The sequence below is a fragment of the Variovorax sp. PBL-E5 genome (assembly GCF_901827185.1).
In the GTDB taxonomy this organism is placed as follows: Bacteria; Pseudomonadota; Gammaproteobacteria; order Burkholderiales; family Burkholderiaceae_C; genus Variovorax.
In genome coordinates this window covers 2,598,721-2,619,501 of sequence record NZ_LR594671.1, presented here as the reverse complement: position 1 = coordinate 2,619,501, position 20,781 = coordinate 2,598,721, and the positions used below count along the sequence as shown (strand labels likewise).

The window sequence follows — 20,781 nt, the reverse complement described above, 5'->3', positions numbered from 1 at the left end:
CTCGTCGTTCAACGGCGCGCGGCGGGATCGGCCGGCGCGCCATAGAAGGCGCGCACGGCATCGATCATGCGTGTGCGCTCGAATTCGGGATGCAGGCGATAGCGCAGCAGATGCTCGCCCACGAAAAGACCGACGATGCACAGCGGCGTCAGCAGATTGGCCAGCACCGACCAGGCAGCGAAGGACAGGCTCGCATAGACCGCGACCGAGGCCACGGCCATCAGCGCGAAGTACAGCGTCCAGACACGCGTCACGTTGCCGGTGTAGGTGCACATGGCCGGCGACATCGGATGCACGCGCGCGGCGAACTGGCCGATGAGGGACAGGCCGTCGCCGCGCAGCGAAGCGCCGAACCAGCCGCACAGCAGCACATTGATGCTCACGTGCTGCAGCATGTAGAGCAGGTTGGGGTCACCGATGCCGCCGCGCAGCACGAAGGCGAACGCAACCAGTCCGGCCACAGCGCCCAGCACCATGCCCCAGGCACCGAAGCGGCTGGCGACGATGCCCCATGCGGTGAGCCACAGCGGTCCGAGCAGCACCACCACGGCCCAGGGTGCGGCCGCATGGTAGAGCATCATCCATTGGGAAACGCCGGCATAGCTCACCCCCGCGATCAGCAGGAGCGCCATGCGCCATCGAGACATGGATCAGGAAGCGCCGCGATTCTGCGCGACGTGCGTCGCAAGACTGCGCAGCGACTCGAAGATTTGCTGATTGCGCTCATCGTCGGAGCGCAGCTGGAAGCCGTACTTGCGCGACACCTCGAGTGCGACTTCGAGGATGTCGATCGAGTCGAGCCCGAGCCCTTCGCCATAGAGCGGCGCCGTGGGCACGATGTCCGAAGGTGCGACCTCGAGATTGAGCGACTCGACCAGCAGCACGGCCAGCTCGTTCTCGAGAGGAGATTGTTCGGACGCGTCGCCAACGGCGGAAAGGGGGGACTGGGCACTCGATGACAAGGCAAACTCCGGGAACTTTTTCGGGAACTATCGCACGGTCCGGAATTATAGGAGGCCGGCTTCGATAGACTGCTCCTCGTACCAACGAACGGACCCCCCATGGCCGACCCCTTGCTGATCGCCCGCCACGACACCACCGAATGCAGCCTGCTGCCGGGCCTTGCCAACCGGCACGGCCTGATCACCGGCGCGACCGGCACGGGCAAGACCGTCACCCTGCAGACCATCGCCGAGAAGCTCTCCGGCATCGGCGTGCCCGTGTTCATGGCCGACGTCAAGGGCGACCTGACCGGCATCAGCCAGCAGGGCAGCATCGGCGACAGGATGGCCGCCACGCTGAAGGAACGCGGGCTCGAGCAGCCCGCCGCCCTCGCCTGCCCGGTCACGCTGTGGGACGTGTTCGGCGAACAGGGCCACCCGGTGCGGGCCACGATCTCGGACATGGGCCCGCTGCTGCTGGGCCGCATGCTCGACCTCAACGACACCCAGGCCGGCGTGCTGAACATCGTCTTCAAGATCGCCGACGACAACGGCCTGCTGCTGCTCGATCTCAAGGACCTGCGCGCGATGCTGCAGCACGTCGGCGAGAACGCCAGCCAGTTCACCACCCAGTACGGAAACGTCAGCGCCGCCAGCGTGGGCGCGATCCAGCGCGGCCTGCTGCAGATCGAGAGCCAGGGCGGCGACAAGTTCTTCGGCGAGCCGATGCTCAACATCGCCGACTTCATGCAGACCGTCGGCGGCAAGGGCGTCGTGAACATCCTGGCGGCCGACAAGCTGATGAGCTCGCCGCGCCTCTACGCGACCTTCCTCTTGTGGCTGCTGTCCGAGCTGTTCGAGCAACTGCCCGAGATCGGCGACCCCGAGCAGCCCAAGCTGGTGTTCTTCTTCGACGAGGCCCACCTGCTGTTCAACGAGGCGCCCAAGGCGCTGGTCGAGCGCATCGAGCTCGTGGTGCGGCTGGTGCGCTCCAAGGGCGTGGGCGTGTTCTTCGTCACGCAGAACCCGCTCGACATTCCCGACTCGGTGCTGGCCCAGCTGGGCAACCGCGTGCAGCACGCGCTGCGCGCCTTCACGCCGCGCGACCAGAAGGCGGTGAAGGCCACGGCGACCACCATGCGGCAGAAGCCGGGCCTGGACATCGAGGCCGCGATCACCGAGCTGGCCGTCGGCGAGGCACTGGCGAGCTTCCTGGACGACAAGGGCCGGCCGACCGTGACCGAGCGCGTCTATGTGCTGCCGCCCGGCAGCCGCATCGGCCCGATCACGCCCGAGCAGCGGCAGGCGCTGATGGCGAACTCGCTGGTGGCCGGTGTGTACGAGAAGACGGTGGACCGCGAGTCGGCGTACGAGAAGCTGAAGGGCCGCGCCGATTCCGCGCCCGATGCGCCCGTGGCTGCAGGCCCGGCGGGCGCACCGGCCACGCAAGCCTCGGGCGGCGGCGTGATGGGCAGCCTCAACGAGATCCTGTTCGGCTCGACCGGTCCGCGTGGCGGCAAGCACGACGGGCTCGCGCAGACGATGGCGAAGTCCGCCGTGCGCACCATGGGCACCACCGTCGGCCGCGAGATCCTGCGTGGCGTGCTGGGCGGGATCTTCGGCGCCAAGACGCGGCGCTAGCTTCAGAACCGATACAGGCCGGGTCGCCGGATCGGCGTGCGCATCGCCGCTTCGCGATGCGAGCCGTGACGATGATCGTCGTCATGCTCTAAAGTGTGTTTTTGGAGAACGCCATGCCATCCGTCGATGCCCCGTCGCTCAATCCTCCACCGGGGTCCGCCGCGTCGCCGCGCCACATTCGCCTGACCTCGCACGCAGGCGGCTTCGGCGCCCTGCCGATCCACTGGGGCGCGGCCACCGCGACCGAGCGCGGACCGGTCGTCGGCACCACCACCAAGCGCGCGCACCGCAACGTGATCGGCACGCACAGCGGCTCCTACAGCGTGTACCGCGCCCTGGCCGTGGCTTCGGGCGCGCTCGATCCGAAGCACAAGGCCGACCTCACCAACACCTCGCCGACCGACGTGATCGGCCCCTATCCGCAATGGAGCGAGCCCGGCCGCATCGTGTCGCTCGATCCCTGGGGCGCCTTGGTGGCCGACGTGTTCTCGGCCGAGCTCGCGGCCGGCTACGACATCCGGCCCACGATCGCCATCACCAAGGCGCACGTGATCCTGCCCGAGGTGATCGAGGCGCTGCAAAGCGGCCGCCTCAAGGCCGACGGCAAGTTCCTCACCGCCGGCGGCGCGGCGATGGTCACCAAGGCGGCGATCGAGCCGGTGTGGTTCCTGCCCGCGGTTGCGAAGCGCTTCGGCTGCTCCGAAACCGACCTGCGCCGCGTGCTGTTCGAGGAAACCGGCGGCATGTACCCCGAGCTCGTCACGCGCTCCGACCTCGAGGTGTTTCTTCCACCGATCGGTGGCCAGACGCTCTACATCTTCGGCAACCCGCGCGACCTCGCCAACCCGGAGGTCGAGCTCACGGCCCGCATCCATGACGAATGCAATGGCTCGGACGTCTTCGGCTCCGACATCTGCACCTGCCGGCCCTATCTCACCCACGCGATCGAGGAATGCATCCAGGGCGCGCAGCGCGGCGGCGTCGGCCTGATCGCCTATTCGCGCAAGGAAGGCCGCGCGCTCGGCGAGGTCACCAAGTTCCTGGTCTACAACGCACGCAAACGCCAGGTCGGCGGCGACACCGCCGACCAGTATTTCGCCCGCACCGAGTGCGTGGCCGGCGTGCAGGACATGCGCTTCCAGGAGCTGATGCCCGACGTGTTCCACTGGCTCGGCATCCGCAAGATCCACCGGCTGGTGTCGATGAGCAACATGAAGTTCGACGCCATCACGGGCTCGGGCATCGAGATCGGCACGCGCGTCAACATCCCCGACGAGCTGATCCCGGCCGACGCGCGCGTCGAGATGGACGCCAAGATGGCGGCCGGCTATTTCACGCCCGGCGCGGTGCCGGACGCCGAGGAACTGAAGAAGGCCAAGGGCCGAGGACTGAGCGAATGAGCAAGGACAACTACGGACTGGACCCCGACCGGCCGACCGCCAATGCGGCCGTGCGCAGCGCCGATGCGCACGGCCACGTCGACCCGCTGGTCGAGCTGCGCGACGACACCCGCCAACCCGCCGGCGCCGCGGCCGTGCTGCGCACCACCGCCGCGATCCGCGAACGCGCGGCGGCGCTGCTGGCGCGCGCGCGCCGCGGCGAATCGAAGTGGTTCACCATCGGCGACGACAACGCGATGGAGGACACGGCCCGCACCGTGTCCGAGGTGACGCGCGACCGCTATCCCTGGAACCCGATCCCGTACCACAGCCGCTGGCGCCATTTCGAGGCCGGCGGCGTGAACCGCCTCGCGGAACTCGACAAGCTGCTGGGCCGCGCCGACCTGCGCCAGCGCGCCCGCGCCCACATCGACCTGGTGCTGGTGAGCGTGCTGCTCGATGCCGGCGCCGGGCCCGACTGGCTCTATGTCGAAGCGTCCACCGGCCAGCGCTTCACGCGCTCCGAAGGCCTGGGCGTCGCGAGCTTCCATGCCTTCACGAGCGGCCTGTTCTCGTCCGACCCCGACCAGCCGCTGCAGGCCGATGCGGCCGGCCTGCGCGCCCTGGTGACCGACCGGCTGGGCGATGCCTTCCAGGCCAGCACCGCCAATCCGCTGGTCGGGCTTGCGGGCCGTGCCACCCTGCTGCGCCGCCTCGGCGAAGCGATGCACGAGCAGCCTGAGGTCTTCGGCGACGATGGCCGTCCCGGCGGCCTGTTCGATGCGCTGGTCGGCCCCTACGGCCCTGCCGCGCCGCCGACCGCCGAGATCTCCGCGCACGAGATCCTGTCGCTGCTGCTCGAATCGCTCTCGCGCATCTGGCCGATGGCCAATGCGATCGACAGCATCGCGGCCGACGGCAGCGACACCGCCGGCGCGATCGGCTCGGGCGATCCCGCGCTCGCGCTCGGCGACTGCTGGCGCCACAGCGCCGTCACAGGGCCCGGACTGACCAACGGCTGGATGCCCTTCCACAAGCTGTCGCAGTGGCTCGCCTATTCGCTGCTCGAGCCCTTCGAATGGGCCGGCGTCAAGGTCCGCCACGTCGACGCGCTGACCGCCTTGCCCGAATACCGCAATGGCGGCCTGCTGATCGACAGCGGCATGATCGTGCCGAAGGATGCGGCCTTGCTGGAGCGGACCTGGAAGGTGAGCGACGAATTCATCGTCGAATGGCGCGCCCTCACCGTTGCCCTGCTCGACGAACTCGCGCCGCGGGTGCGCAAGGTGCTCGGCCGCAGCGACGAGGAACTACCGCTGGCCCGCGTGCTGGAAGGCGGCACCTGGGCCGCAGGCCGCACGCTCGCACAGCGCCTGCGCGACGGCGCGCCGCCGCTGCGCATCGAGAGCGACGGCACCGTCTTTTAGACTCCACCCATGAACAACGTCCACCTCATCGACCATCCGCTGGTCCAGCACAAGCTCACGCTGATGCGCCGCAAGGAAGCCAGCACCAACAGCTTCCGCCGCCTGCTCAACGAGATCAGCATGCTGATGGCCTACGAGGTCACGCGCGACATGCCGATGCAGGACCTCGAGGTCGAGACACCGCTCGAGACCATGACCGCCAAGGTGATCGACGGCAAGAAGCTGGTGCTGGTGTCGATCCTGCGCGCCGGCACCGGCATCCTCGACGGCATGCTCAGCGTGGTGCCGGGCGCGCGCGTCGGCCACATCGGCCTGTACCGCGATCCCAAGACGCTGACCGCGGTCGAGTACTACTTCAAGATGCCCGGCGGCATGGAAGAGCGCGATGCCGTCGTGGTCGATCCGATGCTGGCCACCGGCAACTCGGCGGTGGCGGCGGTCGAACGCCTGAAGGAACTCAATCCGAAGTCGATCAAGTTCGTGTGCCTGCTGACCTGCCCCGAAGGCATCAGGACCTTGCAGGCCGCGCATCCCGACGTGCCGATCTACACCGCCGCGATCGACCGCGAACTCGACAGCCACGGCTACATCCTGCCCGGCCTGGGCGACGCCGGCGACCGCATCTTCGGCACCAAGTAGCCGTCAGGCGGCCGCCGTCGCGGTGCGCACCGCGAGGCCCGAAGGCGCGAGCTTGGCCTCGTGCTTGGCGATTGCCGCTTCGTTCGCCACTTCCTCGACCCGCCGGCACAGACCCGGCGTGACGCGCACCGCGCCGATGGAGAGCGCGGCGAAGGAGAACAGCCGCGCGGTGCCATGGCGGTCCTCGGCCTCGATGCCGCCGGCCGCGCGCGCCGGCTCGTCGTAGAAGTCCGCCGCCTCGCGCGCGAAGTCCTCGATGATCAGGCGGCAGCGCTGCTCCCAGTCGCGGCTCTGGAACAGGACGATGAAATCGTCGCCGCCGACATGGCCGACGAAATCGCGGCGCTCGTCGCAGCGCGCGCTCAGGAGCCGCGCCACCGCGCGCAGCATCTCGTCGCCGAGCCAGTAGCCGTAGTGGTCGTTGAAGGGCTTGAAGTTGTCCAGGTCCGCATAGCACGCCACGAAGTCGGCGCCACTGGCCAGCAGGCGCTCGATGTGCATGCTGATCGGCACGTTGCCCGGCAGGAAGGTCAGCGGATTGGCATGCCGCGCCGACTCGATGCGTGTCTCGGTGACCGCGCGCACCAGCTGGTCGCCGGTTCCCAGGCCCAGGTAGCGGCCGTTCTCGGCAATGATGAAGCCGTCGCTCAGGTAGCGCTGGTCCTGCGAGGTCAGGATGCCGATCAGCTCCTCGACATCGTCGTCGAGCTCGACCACCCGCGGCGTGCGGTTGGCATAGTCCACGGCGGGCCGGCGTCCGTGCACCTCGCGGAAATAGAGCCGCGCGTAGTGGTCCATGAAACTCTGCCGGTTGATCAGCGCCACCGGCTTGCCCTGGTCGACCACGGCCACCGCATGCAGGTCGGTGCGCCGCTGGAACAGCGCGGACACCGCGTCGTTGGTGGTCTGCGGGCCGATGTCGGGCGCCCGGATGATCGGCAGGCCGCGCAGCACGCCGACCCGGGCCAGCTGCCTCACGCCCGGCATCACGGCGATGCGCTTGTCCTTGACGACGCCCATCACCACGGCCGGTGCAGCCGTCGCCGGCGCCTTCTGCGGGCGGCCCAGCAGGTAGCCCTGGCCGTAGGCGACGTCGAGGTCGCGCAGCACGCGAAGGTCGTCCGCGGTCTCGATGCCTTCGGCCACGAGCCGGGTGCCGAAGGCCTCGCTGATGCCGCGGATGGCGCGCACCATCTCGAAGTTCTCGGTGTGGCTGGCAATGGCGTGGGTGAAGAACTTGTCGATCTTGACGAAGTCGGGCTTCAGCTCGGCCCACAGGCGCAGGCTGGAATGGCCGTCGCCGAAATCATCCAGCGCCAGCAGCGCGCCGATCGCATGCAGGCCTTTCACCGCCTGCTGCAGCACGCGGATGTCGCTGCTGCGTTCGCGTTCGGTGAGCTCGATCACCAGCGTGCGCGCCGAGACCTGCGAGGTCGCCAGCATGCGCTCCAGCAGGCACGAGGGCGTGCCGGTCATGGCATGCACGAGGCCGTCGGCGCTCAGGTTCACGAACAGCAGCCCGGGCTGGCCCAGGCGACCCCAGGCGTGCAGCGTGACGTCGACGCAGCGCAGTTCGAACTCCCTGGACATCGATTCGCGCGCCGCCAGCTGCAGCAGTTCGGCCGGCATGTGGAAGGGCCCATCGGCCGGGCCGCGGATCAGCGCTTCATGGCCATACACGGAACCCTTGCGCAGGTCCAGCAGCGGCTGGAAGACCGGGTACAGGCCGCCGCTGTCCATCAGGCGTTGCAAGGGGCCGTCGGCGTTCGGGCGTGGCCGGGGCGGGGCAGCGACGGCCGCGTCTGCGGGGTTCATGGTCGGGTGATGCATTCTGGAAATCCTGCGGCAGCATAGGAAGGTCGCACGTCGGCCGCATGACGCGCGCGCGATTCGATGCCCGCGGCGTGACATCCCTCACGAAGCTCGCCGCCGCTGCCGTGCCCTGCGCGCCCGGCTCGCGGCGGCACGCTCGTCCTGCCCGAGCGAATTTCGGCAGCGGCCATCGCGAAAAATGATTCTTTGTGCAGCAGAACCAGATGCCTAGCATCCGTCACAGCCCTGACATGCGCGCCTCTTTGCGTTCCGCGATGGTCAGCCGCACGGTCTCTTTCGCAATCTTCAAAGAGGAGTCTCCATGGAAGCTTCATCGAACATGCATCGCCGGCAACTGCTCAAGGCCTCGCTGGCCACCAGTGGACTGGCGCTCGGCGGCCTGATCTCCGTGGATGCGCTGGCGGCCGACAAGGCCGAGATCAAGATGCAGCTCGGCTGGATCGCCGGCGGCAACCAGATCGGCGAGGTGGTGGCCAAGCGCCTGGGCTACTACGAGCAGGAGGGTGTCGACTTCAGCATCATTCCCGGCGGTCCGAACGTCGATGGCGTGGCGGTCGTGGCGGCGGGCCGGCAGGAAGTCGGGCAGGTGTCGTCCAGCCCCTCGATCATGCTCGCCGTGTCGCAGGGCTTGCCGATCCAGTGCTTTGCGATCGGCGCCCAGCGCCATCCCTACTGCTTCTTCTCGCTCGAAAAGAAACCGGTGCGCAAACCGGCCGACTTCGTGGGCAAGAAGGTCGGCATCCAGTCCACCGGCGTCGTCCTGCTGCGCGCGCTGCTGGCCAAGAACGACATCCCCGAGAAGGACGTCAACATCATCCCCATCGGCGCCGACATGTCGCCGCTGCTGAACGGCCAGGTCGATGTGGTGACCGGCTGGCTCACCAACACCACCGCGCTCAAGGTGCTCGGCAAGGATCGCGTCGATCTGAGCCTGTGGGATTCGGGCGTGAAGCTCTATGCCCTGCCCTACTACGCCACGCCCGACACGCTGAAGAAGAACAGCAAGGCGATCGCCGGCTTCGTGCGCGCCACGGCCAAGGGCTGGCACTACGCGCAGGCCAACCGCGACCAGTCGGTCGATCTGCTGATCAAGGAATACCCGAACCTGGTGCGCGCCGACGAACGCGAGGCGCTGGATGTGATGCTCGCCTACGCCTTCACCGACACCACCAAGACGCAAGGATGGGGCACCATGGATCCGGCGATCTGGCAGGACCAGATCTCGCTGTATTCGCAGCTCAAGCAGTTCACCGCCAAGACGCCGAAGCTGGAGGACGTCATGACGATGGACATCCTCAAGACCACCGCCGCTGCCCGTACGGCGAAGGCCTGACGCGCGATGGCCGCCGTGCTGAACACCGATGCGCCCGCGATCGCGGCGCGCGACATCGGCGTGCGCTTCTTCACCGAGCGCCGCGACGTGGTCGCCCTGCAGTCCCTCGACCTCGAGGTGAAGCACGGCGAATTCCTCACGCTGCTGGGCCCGTCGGGCTGCGGCAAGTCGACCTTCCTGCGCGTGGTGGCCGACCTGCAGCCGGCGAGCCGCGGCAAGCTCAGTGTGCTGTCGGTCGCGCCCGAGGTGGCACGCGGCCATCGCGACATCGGCTTCGTGTTCCAGGATGCCGCGCTGCTGCCGTGGCGCACTGCGCTCGAGAACGTCCAGCTGCCGCTGCAGGTCGGCGGCGGCGCCGCACGCAAGGGCCGGCGCACGCCGCAGGAACTGCTGGAGCTGGTCGGCCTGAAGGACCGCGCCAACGCCTATCCGCACGAGATGTCGGGCGGCCAGCGCCAGCGCGTGTCGATCGCGCGCGCGCTGGTCTGCGACCCGAAGATCCTGCTGATGGACGAGCCCTTCGGCGCGCTCGACGAGATCACGCGCGACCGGCTCAACGAGGAACTGCTGCGCGTGTGGAAAGAAACCGGCGTCACGATCCTGTTCGTCACCCACAGCATCCATGAGGCGGCCTTCCTCGGCCAGCGCGTGCTGATGATGGCGGCCAATCCGGGCCGCGTGCGCGAGATCGTGCCGGTCGAGCTGCCCGACGAGCGCACGCTCGACATGCGCGACACGCCGGCCTTCGTGCAACTCACCGCACGGCTGCGCCGGCTGCTGGAAACCTGCTGAGAGGAATCGACCATGAGCGCCACAGCCCTTCATCCGGTTCCATCGAGCGCGCCGGCCGCCGATCCGGAATACGCCGCATGGGCGGTGCAACGGCGTCGCCGCCTGCGGCGCAGCCGCATCCTGCCGGCGCTGGGCATCGTCGGTCTGATCCTCGGCTGGTGGGCCATCGTCGTCTGGTTCGGCGTCAAGCCCTTCGTCGCGCCCTCGCCCTGGGTGGTGGTGGACACGCTCTGGACCAAGCGCGACGTGCTGCTGAGCAACCTGATCCCGACCGCCATCGAAGCGGGCGGCGGCTTCCTGCTCGGCAACCTCGCGGCGATCCTGATCGCGACCGTCTTCGTGCACAACAAGACGCTGCAGGAGATCTTCTTCCCGGTGGTGCTGATGTTCAACGCGATCCCCGTGGTCGCCAAGGCGCCGATCCTGGTGCTGATCATGGGCAACGGCATGGAGCCCAAGATCACGATCGCGGCGCTGGTGTGCTTCTTCCCGACGCTGGTCAACACGGTGCGCGGGCTGGAATCGGTCAATCCGCAGGCGATGGAATTGATGCGCGTGCTGTCGGCCAGCAAGACCGAGATCTTCTTTCGCCTGCGCCTGTTCAACGCCCTGCCCTTCCTGTTCTCGGCGCTGCGCATCGCAGCCTCGATGGCGGTGATCGGCGCGGTGGTCGGCGAATGGGTCGGCGCCAATGTCGGCGTCGGCGCCATGATCATCCAGGCCACCTTCAATTTCGATTCGGCGCTGCTCTATGCGGCGATCCTGATGAGCGCCAGCCTCTCGGGATTCTTCTTCCTGCTCGTCGTCCTGGCGGAGCGCTGGATCATCCGCTGGCAACCGGAAGACGCGCATTGAGGCCGCTGGGGTCCAGCAATCGCGAACGAATGCAAAGGAGTTGGTCATGAGCCGAATCGGAGACTGGATTCAGGAGCCCGCGCACGACGTGCGCGTGGCGGCCGAAGCCGACGTGGTGGTGGTGGGCGGCGGCCCGGCCGGCCTCGCGGCGGCCTACGGCGCCGCGCGCAACGGTGCCCGCGTCACGCTGCTGGAGCGCTACAACCATCTCGGCGGCCTGGCCTCGGGCGGCATGGTGCTGGTGCTCGACGACATGTGGGACAGCCACCTGCGCGAGATCTCGGTGCGCGGCACCTGCATGGAAATGATCGACCGCATGGCGGCGCTCGGCCTCGCGGCCTTTCCGAAGAGCCATGAATGGGGCAGCGCACCGGCCAGCATCGACAAGTGGCTGCGCTGGGGCACCTTCGATTTCCACAGCAAGGAGAAGCCGCACCCGATCTGCTTCGCCGCCGCCTTCGATCCCGACGCGTGGAAGCGGGTCTCGATGGAGAAGGTCAAGGAGCTCGGCATCGAGCTGCGGCTGCATTCGTGGTTCTCGCGCACGCTGGTGGAGGACGGCAAGGTGAAGGGCGTGATCTGCGACACCAAACAGGGACGCGAGGCGATCCTCGGCGGCGTGGTGATCGACACCACCGGCGACCTCGACGTGGCCGCCTCGGCCGGCGCGCCGCACGTCGGCGGCAGCTACATCATGACCACCGTGTTCCGCCTCGGCGGCGTCGACACCGACGAGGCCGAGCGCTTCGAACGCGAGGAGCCCGAGGCCTTCGAGGAGATCGACCGCGAGATCAAGCGCCTGCTCGGCGGCAGCTGGGCGCAGTGGTGGCTGAAGACGCCGCTGCCCGGCGTGGTCTGGTGCAACTGCCCGCACATGCCGGGGCTGGACGGGCTCAAGGTCGACGATCTCACGCGCGCCGAGGTCAACGGCCGCAAGGCGATCCACGAGGCGGTGAGCGTCATCCGCGCCAGGCTGCCGGGCTTTCGCAACTGCTTCGTGGTCGACCTCGCGCCGCAGACCGGCGTGCGCCAGACACGACTGCTCGAAGGCGAGTACGTGATGACCAAGGACGACGTGATGCATCGCGCGCGCTTCGCCGACAGCATCGCGCGCGGCCGCGACTACTACTACCCCTACCGCACGCTGGTGCCGCGCAGCGTCGACAACCTGCTGGTGGCCGGCCGCCACTATTCAGCCACGTCGGCGGCGCAGAAGATCTCGCGCGAGATCCCGCCCTGCATGGCGATGGGCGAGGCCGCGGGCGTGGCCGCCGCGCTGGCGCTCGATGCCGGTGTCGCGGTGCGCGATGTCGACGTCGCCGCGCTGCAGCGCACGCTGCGTGCGCAGGGCGCCGATCCGGGCGACCAGGGCGGACCCAACGCGGATGTGCCGCCGCTGGCATTGGCCGCACAACGCGAGGTCACGGCATGAACACCCATGACACCACGAAGCTGCCGCTCGCCGGCGTGCGCGTGATCGACTTCACGCAGGTGATGATGGGCCCGGTCTGCACGCAGATGCTGGCCGACCACGGCGCCGACGTGATCAAGATCGAACGCAAGGGCGCGGGCGACCTCAGCCGCTCGACCTTCGCGCCGGTGGCCGGGCACGACAACCCGATCTTCTGCAGCCTGAACCGCAACAAGCGCAGCGTCGAGATCGACCTGCGCGACGCGGCGCAGATGGACCTCGTGAAGGCGCTGATCGCCGACGCCGACGTGGTGGTGAGCAACTTCCGCGCGGGTGTCATGGAGCGACTCGGCCTGAGCTACGAGGAGTGCCGGCAGCTGAACCCGCGCATCGTCTACGCGATCGGCACCGGCTTCGGCGAGACCGGGCCCTATGCGCACAAGGGCGGCCAGGACGTGCTGGCCCAGGCCATGACGGGCGTGATGGCGCGCCGCGCCGACGACGACATCCCGGTGTCGATCTACCCGACCGCGCTGGCCGACTACACCGCGGGCATGCACCTGGTGCAGGGCATCCTGTTCGCGCTGCTGCAGCGCGAGCGCACGGGCGAAGGCCAGAAGATCGCGGTGTCGCTCTACAACTCCATGCTGGCGATGCAGATGCAGGAAGCGGCCATGATCATGATGGCCGACTCGGAAGTGAACTGGGCCGCGATGCCGCTGTCGGGCGTGTTCCAGACCACCACCGGGCCGCTGGTGCTGGTCGGCGCCTTCAAGCCCAATCCGCTGCGCGACATCTGCGCGGCGCTCGACCTGCCCGACCTGTCGCAGGAAGCGCGCTTCTCCAACCTCGAACAGCAGTTCGCTCACAAGGCGGAGCTGCACGGCATCCTGCGCAGCCGCTTCGCCAGCGACACGCGCGACCACTGGCTGGTGCGGCTCGAAGCGCAGGACCTGCTGTCGGCGCCGGTGCGCGACATGCGCGAGGCGCTGGTCGATCCGCAGACGCTGCACAACGAGATGATCCTCGAGGGCGCGGCGGCCGACGGGCGCGCCCTGCGCTTTGTCGCCAGCCCGATCCGGATGTCGGGCGCAGCCACCGGCATCCACCGCGAGCCGCCCCGGCTCGGCGAGCACACGCAGGAAGTGCTCGCGCAAGCGCGGGCGCTGCTGGCGGGAGCTGCGGCATGACGGTGCGCTACGCCGTCGAGGCGCACGTCGCCCGCGTCACCATCGACCGGCCCGCGGTGATGAATGCGGTGGACCTCGCGACCGAGGCCGAACTGCAGCGCATCTGGAAGGACATCGAGCAGCGCGACGACGTGCGCGTGGTGGTGCTGAGCGGCGAAGGCGAGCGCGCCTTCTGCGCCGGTGCCGACCTCAAGAACCCGTCGGTCAAGGGCGTCGAGTACTGGGCGGCCGCGCGCGAAGGCGGCTTCGGCGGCATCGCGCTGCGCGAGACGCTGGACGTGCCGGTGATCGCGCGCGTCAACGGCCTCGCGCTCGGCGGCGGCTTCGAGATGGTGCTGGGCTGCGACATCGTCGTGGCCTGCGAGGAAGCGAGCTTCGGCCTGCCGGAACCACTGGTGGGGCGCATGCCGCTGGACGGCGGCATGACACTGCTGCAGCGGCAGATCCCGTTTCGCCAGGCCATGGGGATTCTGTTCACAGGCCAGCGCGTGAGCGCGCGGCGCGCGCTCGAACTCGGTCTCGTCAACGAAGTGGTTCCGCGCGCCGAGCTCGACGCGGCCGTTCAGCGCTGGGCCGATCAGATCCTGGCCTGCGCGCCGCTCTCCTTGCGCGCCATCAAGCAGGTGGTGCGCCGCACCTCGACGCTCTCGCCCGCCGACGCGCAGGCGGTGCGGCTGCCGGCCGTCATGGCGGCGCTGCAATCGCAGGATGCCGACGAGGGCGTGCTGGCGTTCCAGCAGAAGCGCAAGCCGCAGTGGCTGGGACGCTAGGGCACCCGGGGCGATCCGCATGACCCACGTCATCGGCTCCGCCTGCATCGACGTCAAGGACGGCGCCTGCGTACTGTGCTGCCCGGTCGATTGCATCTACGAAGGTCAACGCACGCTCTACATCCACCCGGACGAATGCATCGACTGCGGCGTCTGCATCTCGGCCTGTCCGGTGCAGGCGATTTACGAGGACCGCCGTCTGCCGTCCGACCAGGCGAACTTCCTCGCGATCAACAAGGAATTCTTCGAGCCGCAGGTGTCCGGCCTCGGCGCACCGGGCGGCGCCTGCGACATCGCGAAGCCGGTCTGCGATCATCCGGTGGTCGTTGCCTGGCCGGTCGCTCGAACACCGCCCTGATCACGTGCAGCGGCTCACCGGAGACTCCGCGCCATGCACGCCAGCGTTCTGAAGTATTTCCTGGAAGTGGCCCGTTGCGGCTCGGTCCGCAAGGCCTCGGAGAACCTGTTCGTCGCCTCCAGCGCGGTCAACCGGCAGATCCTCAAGCTCGAGGAGGAACTCGGCCTCGAACTGTTCGATCGCCTGCCCGGCGGCATGCGCCTCAACACCGCCGGCGAACGCCTGCTCAAGCACGTGCAGGAGACGCTGCACGACTTCCAGGTCACGCGCGCCGACCTGCATGCGCTCAAGGGCGAGCACACCGGCCACATCAAGATCGTGGCGATGGATTCGATGTTCGAAGACGTGCTGCCGGCGGCGGTCGAGGAGTTCGCCGAGCTCTTCCCCGCCGTCACCTACACCCTCACCTCGGTCGCGCCGATGGATGCGCCCGCGATGGTGTTGTCGGGCCAGGCCGATGCCGCCGTGACTTTCGTCAGCCGCCTGCCGCCCGGCGTCAAGACCGCCGCGACGGTGAACCTGCCGCTGGGCGTGATGATGCCGCCCGGCCATCCGCTGGCGACGCGCGAATCCATCAGCCTGGCCGAATGCGTGGGCCAGCCCTTCCTGCGCTCGCTCGGCCAGCCGCCGATCAGCAGCTCGATGTGCCCGGAGTTCGGCGACTTCTGGGATCAGCTCGAATTCACCGCCACCTGCAACTGGACGCCGACGGTCAAGCGGCTGCTCATGGCCCGGCTCGGCATCTCCTTCTTCTCGAAGACCGCCTTCATCGGCGAGCTCGGCCGCGGCGAGCTGGTGTGGCGGCCTTTCGAGCTGCCCGCGCTGCGCGACCTCAAGGTCGGCATCGTGGTGCCCGCCCACCGCGACCTGCCTGCGGTGACGCAGAACTTCATCGGCCGCATGGCGCGCCGCCTCAAGCAGGTCGAGGCCGCTGCAGCGGCGGTCTGAGCCCGAACCCGGCGACGGCGGCAGAATCGCTTCCATGCTCGATCTTCTCGTCACCCACGCCACCCTGCCCGACGGCCGCACCGGCATCTCGATCGCGGTGCAGGACGGCCGCATCGCCGAAGTCACGCCCGGGCTCGACGCGCCCGCGCACGAGAAGCTCGATGCGCAGGGCCTGCTCGTCGCGCCGCATTTCGTCGACCCGCACTTCCACATGGATGCCACGCTCAGCCACGGCATGCCGCGCGTCAACCGGAGCGGCACGCTGCTCGAAGGCATCGCGCTGTGGGGCGAGCTCAAGCCGCTGCTCACGCCCGAGGCGCTGATCGAACGTGCGCTGGCCTACTGCGACTGGGCCGTGGCCAAGGGCTTGCTCGCGATCCGCAGCCACGTCGACACCAGCGACCCCAGCCTGCTCGCGGTCGATGCGCTGCTCGAAGTCCGGCGGCGCGTGGCGCCCTACCTCGAGCTGCAGCTGGTCGCGTTCCCGCAGGACGGCGTGCTGCGAACGCCCGGCGGCGTCGACAACCTGAAGCGCGCGCTCGACAACGGCGTGGACGTGGTCGGCGGCATCCCGCATTTCGAACGCACGATGGCCGACGGCGCCGCCAGCGTGAAACTGCTGTGCGAGCTCGCCGCCGAACGCGGCCTGCCGGTCGACATGCACTGCGACGAATCGGACGATCCGCTGTCTCGCCACATCGAGACACTGGCCTTCGAGGCGCAGCGACTCGGCCTGCAGGGCCGCGTCACCGGCTCGCACTGCACCTCGATGCATTCGATGGACAACTACTATGCGAGCAAGCTGATGCCGCTGATCGCCGAGAGTGGCGTGAGCGTGATCGCCAATCCCCTGATCAACATCACGCTGCAGGGCCGGCACGACAGCTACCCCAGGCGCCGCGGCATGACGCGCGTGCCCGAGCTGATGGCGCACGGCGTCAACGTCGCCTTCGGCCACGATTGCGTGATGGACCCCTGGTACGGCATGGGCTCGGCCGACATGCTGGAGGTCGCGCACATGGGCCTGCACGTCGCGCAGATGACCAGCCAGGACGGCATCCGCCAGTGCTTCGATGCCGTCACCACCAACGCCGCGAAGCTGATGCATCTCGAAGGCTATGGGCTCGAAGCCGGCTGCGACGCGAGCTTCGTGCTGCTGCAGGCGCGCGACCCGGTCGAGGCGATCCGGCTGCGGGCGACGCGGCTCAAGGTGTTTCGCCGTGGCCGGCTGGTGTCGGAAACGCCCGGCGCAACGGCGGCGCTGCATCTCGATGGGCGCCCGGGCGAGACTGCCTTCATGCCGAGGCGAGCTGCCGGGCCATCGCCCCGCTAACGTTGCCGCGGCGACGCCCGCTCCAGCGCATCCCGGCGCATGATCTCCTTCACCATCGCGGCGAACTGCCTGCCCAGCTCGCGGCGCACCGCCATCTTGCCGATCACGGGCGGCACGGCGAAGTCGGGGACCAGGCGTCCTGAATAGGACAGCCGCACTTCGCCGCTCGGCAGGTCCTGCAGCGTGTAGCGGCCCTCCATCTCCCGCAGGTTGCCGCCGACCGCGCGCGCGACGATGCGCTCTCGCGGCGACTCGACCACCGCCAGCCGGACCTCGACGGGTTGCTGGAAGAACAGGAAGCCGAATTCGCCCGTCTGCTCGACGACCAGCTTGTCGCCGTCGCGCTGGACCACGCGCGAACTGTGCATGTCGGGGATGAATTCGGCCAGATGGTCGTAGTCGGAAATGACGTCCCACGCGGTGCGCGTGTCGACCTGCATGTCGGCGGAGGCCGTCACGGTGATCGCACCGTCGCGGCCGGAGGTCTCGATGTTGAGCTGCTGCGCCAGCGCGGCCACATGGGCACAGAGCGCGCACGCCAGGATCAGCGCCGCCGTGCCCGCGCGTGCGCTCACGACAGCTTCCCAGGCACCAGTGAGGCCTGGCTGTCGACGCTGTGTGCACGAATGCTGAAGCGCAGGCTCAGGCGGTCCTGCACCTGGATCGCGCCGCCGAGGATCGAGAAAGGCTGGATGCCGAAATCGGACTGGTTGAATTCGAGCGCACCGGCCACGCTCAGCGCGTCGCGGCCGGTCGTCATCTGCGCCGGAATCTCGAAGCTGCGGGTCACGCCATGCAGCGTGATCGCGACGTTCAGCCGAACGCCCGTCGACGTCCGTGCGAGCCCGCTCACATGGATCTGCGCGAACGGGAACTGCTGCGTCTGGAGCACCTTGTCGAGCATGTTGGCACGCGTGCCGGCGATGTCGGCCTCGGTGGGCTGCGTGTCCAGGCCGGCCTCGGCGCGCAGCGCGGGCTCGTCGACCGCGAGCGTGTCCAACGCAACGTACAGATCCGCACGCCCTTCCTCCGGCGCGATGGCGCCCTGCGTGGCATGGCTGGCAACGATGTGGTCGTGCCCGAGTCGCGCGAGCGAACCGCTGCGCCGCACCGTGATCGACACCAGCGAGGCCGCAGGGTCGATGCGGTAGACGGGTCGGCCCTGCGCCGCGGCCCGCGCGTAGGTATCGGCGGGAAAATCCTTCGGCAGCTGGTGCGCCGCGGGCGCCGCGACAGGCGCTGTCTCGCGCGCCGGCTGCGCGCATCCGGCAATGAGCGCAGCGAAAACCACTGCAAGCTGCACGCGCCGCAAACCCATTCGGGAAACACCGCGGATCCGGCTCTGCCGGTCCACCGGTGTTGCCCCCTGCAAGGGGGTGCAGCGCCACACGAAGTGGGCGAGGCTGGGGGTGAGCTTCATCTTTTCAGCCGCACGTGGAATTTGACGGCCACGTCGGCACCGATCACATCGGTCGCCGTCCACTCGCCGGTGCCGATGCCGAAGGGCCCGCGCTTCACGCTGAACTCGCCGTCCATCGTCGCGCCATCGGCTGCGGCATGGAAGCTGAACGGCACCTCGACCGTCTGCTGCCCGCCCTTCAATGCCAGCGTGCCGCGGGCGACATAGCGATCGGAAGTTCCGCCCGTCGGCGCACGCCGGATGTCGGTCGCATGAAACTCGGCCTGCTGATGGCGCGCGAAGTCGAACCACTCGGCGCCGGCGATCGCCTTGTTGATGTCGGCGCTCGCCATGTCCGCGCTCGCCACCCGGATCGTGACGTCCAGATGGCCGCCGGCAGGCTTGTCCGGATCGAAGCCCAGGCGCACGTCGAAGTCCTTGAAGACGCCCGGCGCCGGCGTCTTCTCGAAGCTGGCGGCGAACTCGAGCTTGCTGCCGGACGGATCCATCTTCCAGTCGGCGGCGCGCGCTGCATTCACGAAGACAAGGGCCGGCACGAGCGCCAGCGCGGCGAACTTCTTCATCTCGAAGCACCTCTTGCCGGCAGCATCCGGCGCAGCACGTCGTCATGCTTGACGAAGTGATGGCGCAGCGCGGCGCCGATGTGCAGCACGAGCAACGCGGCCAGCGCGACGAAGAGCGAGAAGTGCACGGCGGCCGCGAGGTCCGCGGTCTGCTTGTCCGGCGCCACAATCGCGGGCAACGGGATGAGCCGGAAGATGCGAAAGGGCACGCCGGCCGCGGCGTTGAGGACCCAGCCGCTCAGCGGCATGGTGATCATCAGCAGGTACAGCAGCACGTGGCTCGCGCGCGCCGCGGCGCGCTCCCAGGCCGGGGTGTCGGCGGGCAGCGCGGGTGTCGGCGTGACCAGCCGCCACAGCAGGCGCAGCACGACCAGGGTCAGGATCAGCATGCCCGTCGACTTGTGCCAGATGAAGAGATCGAGCTTGGTGGGCGAGAGCCGCCAGCTCGCCGCGAGCCAGCCCAGTGCGAACTGCACGAAGATCAGCGCCGCGACGAGCCAGTGAAAGCACTTGGCCACCGCGCCCCACGGCGCATCGGCGCGTCGGGAGGCGCACCCACCGGCCCTGGCCCATGGAAAGTTCACTCGCATCGCGTGGAGTGTCGCAGCTTGGCCGTCGGCGCGTGCAAAAATGCGCGGCCCTGCCCCGCCGGCCATCGCACCGGCGGGGCAGATGCCGCGTCCTTTGTCACTTGCCGAGGAGTCGCGCCTTGTCCGCCCCGCTGATTCTGACGGACCGCATCGCGCGCACGCCGCATGCTGGTGCTGACCGAGGGCGTGGTGCAGCACTGGATCGTCGATTATTTTTCGCCGCAGATGATGCGCTTTCGCGATCGGCCCGCGATCCGGCGCGGCATGCAGAACGCGCCGTGGCGCTTCCGGCCCGAGGACTGCGACCGTTTTCCGCTGCTGCTGCTGCTGCTGCGCAGCTGGATCAGGCTGTCGTGGCCCTTGTCGCCGCCGGACAAGCGCGACGCGCTCATGAAGATGGCAGGGTACGTGGTGTTCGAGCAGGCCTGAACCACATCCGCGACATGGGCGCGCTCGAAGGCGAGACCGTTCTCAAGGCTGACGAACGCTGACCCCGGCTTCGACCGGCGCGGTTTCGAGCTGCGCCGACAGCTCGGCCAGCGCCTCGCCGACCGGACGTTCGATCTTGAGCGTCAGCAACGCGTCGGCCCGCGTGCGGCCCAGGTTCACCGCGGCGACCGGCTTGCCCGCCGCCACCGCGGCCTGGACGAAACGGAAGCCCGAATACACCATCAGCGACGAGCCCGCCACCAGCACCGCGTCGGCCTCGGCCAGGCCCGCGTGGGCCGCGGCGACGCGGTCCCTCGGCACGCTTTCGCCGAAGAACACGACGTCGGGCTTGAGCACGCCGCCGCAGCGCGGACAGGCCGGTACGTCGAAGCACGAGAAGTCGCGGCCGTCGAGATCGGCATCGCCATCGGGCGCGGCACGCGCCTGCAGCGCAGCCCAGTCGGGATTGCGGCGCAGCAGCTCGGCCTGGAGCGCCGCGCGCGGGCTGCGGGTTTCGCAGCCCATGCAGCGCACGGTGTCGATGCGGCCATGCAGGTCGATCACGTCCCGGCTGCCGGCAGCGTGGTGCAGGCCATCGACGTTCTGCGTCAGCAGCCGGCCGATGCGCCCCGCCGCCTCCAGCCGTGCCAGCGCGCGATGCGCTTCGCCGGGCCGCGCACGGCCCATGGTCGGCCAGCCGAGCAGGCTGCGCGCCCAGTAGCGGCGGCGCGTGGCCGCTTCACCCATGAAGGCCTGGTAGGTGACCGGCGAAGGGCGCTTCCAGTCGCCGTTGCGATCGCGGTAGTCGGGGATGCCGGAATCGGTGCTGCAGCCGGCGCCGGTCAGCACGAAGAGCCGGCGGTGGCGTGCCGCGAAGTCGGCGAGCGCGGAACGTGGGTCCATGCAGGCAAGCATACGCGGCGTGCCGC

General features: G+C 68.9%; 22 protein-coding genes. 14 read left to right on the top strand and 8 right to left on the bottom strand.

The window, feature by feature from the left end:
* Positions 1-8: 8 nt before the first annotated feature.
* Complete coding sequence (locus tag WDLP6_RS12765; RefSeq protein WP_162592628.1) at positions 9-647, bottom strand: hypothetical protein; 639 nt, start codon at positions 645-647, stop codon at positions 9-11.
* 3 nt (positions 648-650) lie between these two features.
* The gene (locus tag WDLP6_RS12760; protein ID WP_162567524.1) at positions 651-962 is read right to left on the bottom strand and encodes a phosphopantetheine-binding protein; all 312 of its coding nucleotides are present in this window, start codon (positions 960-962) and stop codon (positions 651-653) included.
* A gap of 99 nt (positions 963-1,061) precedes the next feature.
* Between WDLP6_RS12760 and WDLP6_RS12755 the strand changes: the two genes are divergently transcribed.
* The 4 genes from WDLP6_RS12755 to upp all read left to right on the top strand — a co-directional run bounded on the left by WDLP6_RS12755 (position 1,062) and on the right by upp (position 6,027).
* A complete protein-coding gene (locus tag WDLP6_RS12755) occupies positions 1,062-2,582 on the top strand; it encodes a helicase HerA-like domain-containing protein (protein ID WP_162592627.1) in 1,521 nt (506 codons plus the stop codon).
* A 113-nt stretch (positions 2,583-2,695) separates the two neighbouring features.
* The gene (locus WDLP6_RS12750) at positions 2,696-3,982 is read left to right on the top strand and encodes a GTP cyclohydrolase II (RefSeq protein ID WP_162592626.1); all 1,287 of its coding nucleotides are present in this window, start codon (positions 2,696-2,698) and stop codon (positions 3,980-3,982) included.
* On the top strand, positions 3,979-5,388 hold the full coding sequence (locus tag WDLP6_RS12745) for a URC4/urg3 family protein (protein WP_162592625.1): 1,410 nt from the start codon (positions 3,979-3,981) through the stop codon (positions 5,386-5,388). The genes WDLP6_RS12750 and WDLP6_RS12745 overlap by 4 nt, the downstream gene beginning before the upstream one ends.
* A gap of 9 nt (positions 5,389-5,397) precedes the next feature.
* Positions 5,398-6,027: a uracil phosphoribosyltransferase gene (upp, locus tag WDLP6_RS12740; protein WP_162567520.1), complete on the top strand. Its 630-nt coding sequence runs from the start codon at positions 5,398-5,400 to the stop codon at positions 6,025-6,027.
* Between the two features lie 3 nt (positions 6,028-6,030).
* Here the strand turns inward: upp and WDLP6_RS12735 are convergent, their stop codons facing one another.
* Complete coding sequence (locus WDLP6_RS12735; RefSeq protein WP_232077048.1) at positions 6,031-7,842, bottom strand: EAL domain-containing protein; 1,812 nt, start codon at positions 7,840-7,842, stop codon at positions 6,031-6,033.
* Positions 7,843-8,161: 319 nt separating this feature from the next.
* Here WDLP6_RS12735 and WDLP6_RS12730 point away from each other — a divergent pair, with 319 nt between their 5' ends.
* Genes WDLP6_RS12730 through WDLP6_RS12690 form a run of 9 tightly spaced genes read left to right on the top strand, consistent with a single transcriptional unit; the run spans position 8,162 to position 16,850 of the window.
* Positions 8,162-9,193, top strand: a complete 1,032-nt coding sequence (locus tag WDLP6_RS12730) for an ABC transporter substrate-binding protein (protein WP_162592623.1) — start codon at positions 8,162-8,164, stop codon at positions 9,191-9,193.
* 6 nt (positions 9,194-9,199) lie between these two features.
* Positions 9,200-9,985, top strand: a complete 786-nt coding sequence (locus tag WDLP6_RS12725; protein WP_162592622.1) for an ABC transporter ATP-binding protein — start codon at positions 9,200-9,202, stop codon at positions 9,983-9,985.
* 12 nt (positions 9,986-9,997) lie between these two features.
* Positions 9,998-10,840, top strand: coding sequence for an ABC transporter permease (locus WDLP6_RS12720; protein ID WP_162592621.1), 843 nt, complete (start codon positions 9,998-10,000; stop codon positions 10,838-10,840).
* Between the two features lie 46 nt (positions 10,841-10,886).
* A complete protein-coding gene (locus tag WDLP6_RS12715; protein ID WP_162592620.1) occupies positions 10,887-12,272 on the top strand; it encodes an FAD-dependent oxidoreductase in 1,386 nt (461 codons plus the stop codon).
* Complete coding sequence (locus WDLP6_RS12710) at positions 12,269-13,441, top strand: CaiB/BaiF CoA transferase family protein (protein ID WP_162592619.1); 1,173 nt, start codon at positions 12,269-12,271, stop codon at positions 13,439-13,441. Before WDLP6_RS12715 ends, WDLP6_RS12710 begins: the two co-directional genes overlap by 4 nt.
* The gene (locus WDLP6_RS12705; RefSeq protein ID WP_162592618.1) at positions 13,438-14,211 is read left to right on the top strand and encodes an enoyl-CoA hydratase-related protein; all 774 of its coding nucleotides are present in this window, start codon (positions 13,438-13,440) and stop codon (positions 14,209-14,211) included. The genes WDLP6_RS12710 and WDLP6_RS12705 overlap by 4 nt, the downstream gene beginning before the upstream one ends.
* 19 nt (positions 14,212-14,230) lie before the next feature.
* Positions 14,231-14,569: a ferredoxin gene (gene fdxA / locus WDLP6_RS12700; RefSeq protein WP_162592617.1), complete on the top strand. Its 339-nt coding sequence runs from the start codon at positions 14,231-14,233 to the stop codon at positions 14,567-14,569.
* A 33-nt stretch (positions 14,570-14,602) separates the two neighbouring features.
* Positions 14,603-15,517 (top strand): LysR family transcriptional regulator, encoded by a 915-nt coding sequence (locus tag WDLP6_RS12695; protein WP_162567511.1) that lies wholly within the window; start codon positions 14,603-14,605, stop codon positions 15,515-15,517.
* Positions 15,518-15,551: 34 nt separating this feature from the next.
* Positions 15,552-16,850 carry an amidohydrolase family protein gene (locus WDLP6_RS12690; protein ID WP_162592616.1) on the top strand — a complete coding sequence of 433 codons (1,299 nt, stop codon included), beginning with the start codon at positions 15,552-15,554 and terminating at the stop codon, positions 16,848-16,850.
* On the opposite strand, the gene WDLP6_RS12685 is transcribed toward WDLP6_RS12690, so the two are convergent.
* From WDLP6_RS12685 to WDLP6_RS12670, 4 genes are read right to left on the bottom strand one after another with little or no spacing between them, the layout of a single operon-like run.
* A complete protein-coding gene (locus WDLP6_RS12685; protein ID WP_162592615.1) occupies positions 16,847-17,425 on the bottom strand; it encodes an SRPBCC family protein in 579 nt (192 codons plus the stop codon). The genes WDLP6_RS12690 and WDLP6_RS12685 overlap by 4 nt on opposite strands.
* Positions 17,422-18,270, bottom strand: coding sequence for a YceI family protein (locus WDLP6_RS12680; RefSeq protein WP_232077047.1), 849 nt, complete (start codon positions 18,268-18,270; stop codon positions 17,422-17,424). Before WDLP6_RS12680 ends, WDLP6_RS12685 begins: the two co-directional genes overlap by 4 nt.
* Positions 18,267-18,833, bottom strand: coding sequence for a YceI family protein (locus WDLP6_RS12675; RefSeq protein WP_162592614.1), 567 nt, complete (start codon positions 18,831-18,833; stop codon positions 18,267-18,269). The genes WDLP6_RS12680 and WDLP6_RS12675 overlap by 4 nt, the downstream gene beginning before the upstream one ends.
* The gene (locus WDLP6_RS12670; RefSeq protein ID WP_162592613.1) at positions 18,830-19,423 is read right to left on the bottom strand and encodes a cytochrome b; all 594 of its coding nucleotides are present in this window, start codon (positions 19,421-19,423) and stop codon (positions 18,830-18,832) included. The genes WDLP6_RS12675 and WDLP6_RS12670 overlap by 4 nt, the downstream gene beginning before the upstream one ends.
* Positions 19,424-19,588: 165 nt before the next feature.
* Here WDLP6_RS12670 and WDLP6_RS12665 point away from each other — a divergent pair, with 165 nt between their 5' ends.
* Entirely contained in the window at positions 19,589-19,852 is a 264-nt protein-coding gene (locus WDLP6_RS12665) for a hypothetical protein (RefSeq protein ID WP_162592612.1), read from the top strand.
* Between the two features lie 42 nt (positions 19,853-19,894).
* Here WDLP6_RS12665 and WDLP6_RS12660 read toward each other — a convergent pair whose 3' ends face one another.
* On the bottom strand, positions 19,895-20,755 hold the full coding sequence (locus tag WDLP6_RS12660) for an NAD-dependent protein deacetylase (protein WP_232077046.1): 861 nt from the start codon (positions 20,753-20,755) through the stop codon (positions 19,895-19,897).
* Positions 20,756-20,781: the final 26 nt, after the last annotated feature.

Bases quoted from the DNA above. Each gene is read 5' to 3' on its own strand.
- WDLP6_RS12765 (WP_162592628.1), bottom strand. From the start codon at position 647: ATGTCTCGATGGCGCATGGCGCTCCTGCTGATCGCGGGGGTGAGCTAT.
- WDLP6_RS12755 (WP_162592627.1), top strand. From the start codon at position 1,062: ATGGCCGACCCCTTGCTGATCGCCCGCCACGACACCACCGAATGCAGC.
- WDLP6_RS12750 (WP_162592626.1), top strand. From the start codon at position 2,696: ATGCCATCCGTCGATGCCCCGTCGCTCAATCCTCCACCGGGGTCCGCC.
- WDLP6_RS12745 (WP_162592625.1), top strand. From the start codon at position 3,979: ATGAGCAAGGACAACTACGGACTGGACCCCGACCGGCCGACCGCCAAT.
- upp (WP_162567520.1), top strand. From the start codon at position 5,398: ATGAACAACGTCCACCTCATCGACCATCCGCTGGTCCAGCACAAGCTC.
- WDLP6_RS12735 (WP_232077048.1), bottom strand. From the start codon at position 7,842: ATGAACCCCGCAGACGCGGCCGTCGCTGCCCCGCCCCGGCCACGCCCG.
- WDLP6_RS12730 (WP_162592623.1), top strand. From the start codon at position 8,162: ATGGAAGCTTCATCGAACATGCATCGCCGGCAACTGCTCAAGGCCTCG.
- WDLP6_RS12725 (WP_162592622.1), top strand. From the start codon at position 9,200: ATGGCCGCCGTGCTGAACACCGATGCGCCCGCGATCGCGGCGCGCGAC.
- WDLP6_RS12720 (WP_162592621.1), top strand. From the start codon at position 9,998: ATGAGCGCCACAGCCCTTCATCCGGTTCCATCGAGCGCGCCGGCCGCC.
- WDLP6_RS12715 (WP_162592620.1), top strand. From the start codon at position 10,887: ATGAGCCGAATCGGAGACTGGATTCAGGAGCCCGCGCACGACGTGCGC.
- WDLP6_RS12710 (WP_162592619.1), top strand. From the start codon at position 12,269: ATGAACACCCATGACACCACGAAGCTGCCGCTCGCCGGCGTGCGCGTG.
- WDLP6_RS12705 (WP_162592618.1), top strand. From the start codon at position 13,438: ATGACGGTGCGCTACGCCGTCGAGGCGCACGTCGCCCGCGTCACCATC.
- fdxA (WP_162592617.1), top strand. From the start codon at position 14,231: ATGACCCACGTCATCGGCTCCGCCTGCATCGACGTCAAGGACGGCGCC.
- WDLP6_RS12695 (WP_162567511.1), top strand. From the start codon at position 14,603: ATGCACGCCAGCGTTCTGAAGTATTTCCTGGAAGTGGCCCGTTGCGGC.
- WDLP6_RS12690 (WP_162592616.1), top strand. From the start codon at position 15,552: ATGCTCGATCTTCTCGTCACCCACGCCACCCTGCCCGACGGCCGCACC.
- WDLP6_RS12680 (WP_232077047.1), bottom strand. From the start codon at position 18,270: ATGAAGCTCACCCCCAGCCTCGCCCACTTCGTGTGGCGCTGCACCCCC.
- WDLP6_RS12675 (WP_162592614.1), bottom strand. From the start codon at position 18,833: ATGAAGAAGTTCGCCGCGCTGGCGCTCGTGCCGGCCCTTGTCTTCGTG.
- WDLP6_RS12670 (WP_162592613.1), bottom strand. From the start codon at position 19,423: ATGCGAGTGAACTTTCCATGGGCCAGGGCCGGTGGGTGCGCCTCCCGA.
- WDLP6_RS12665 (WP_162592612.1), top strand. From the start codon at position 19,589: ATGCTGGTGCTGACCGAGGGCGTGGTGCAGCACTGGATCGTCGATTAT.
- WDLP6_RS12660 (WP_232077046.1), bottom strand. From the start codon at position 20,755: ATGGACCCACGTTCCGCGCTCGCCGACTTCGCGGCACGCCACCGCCGG.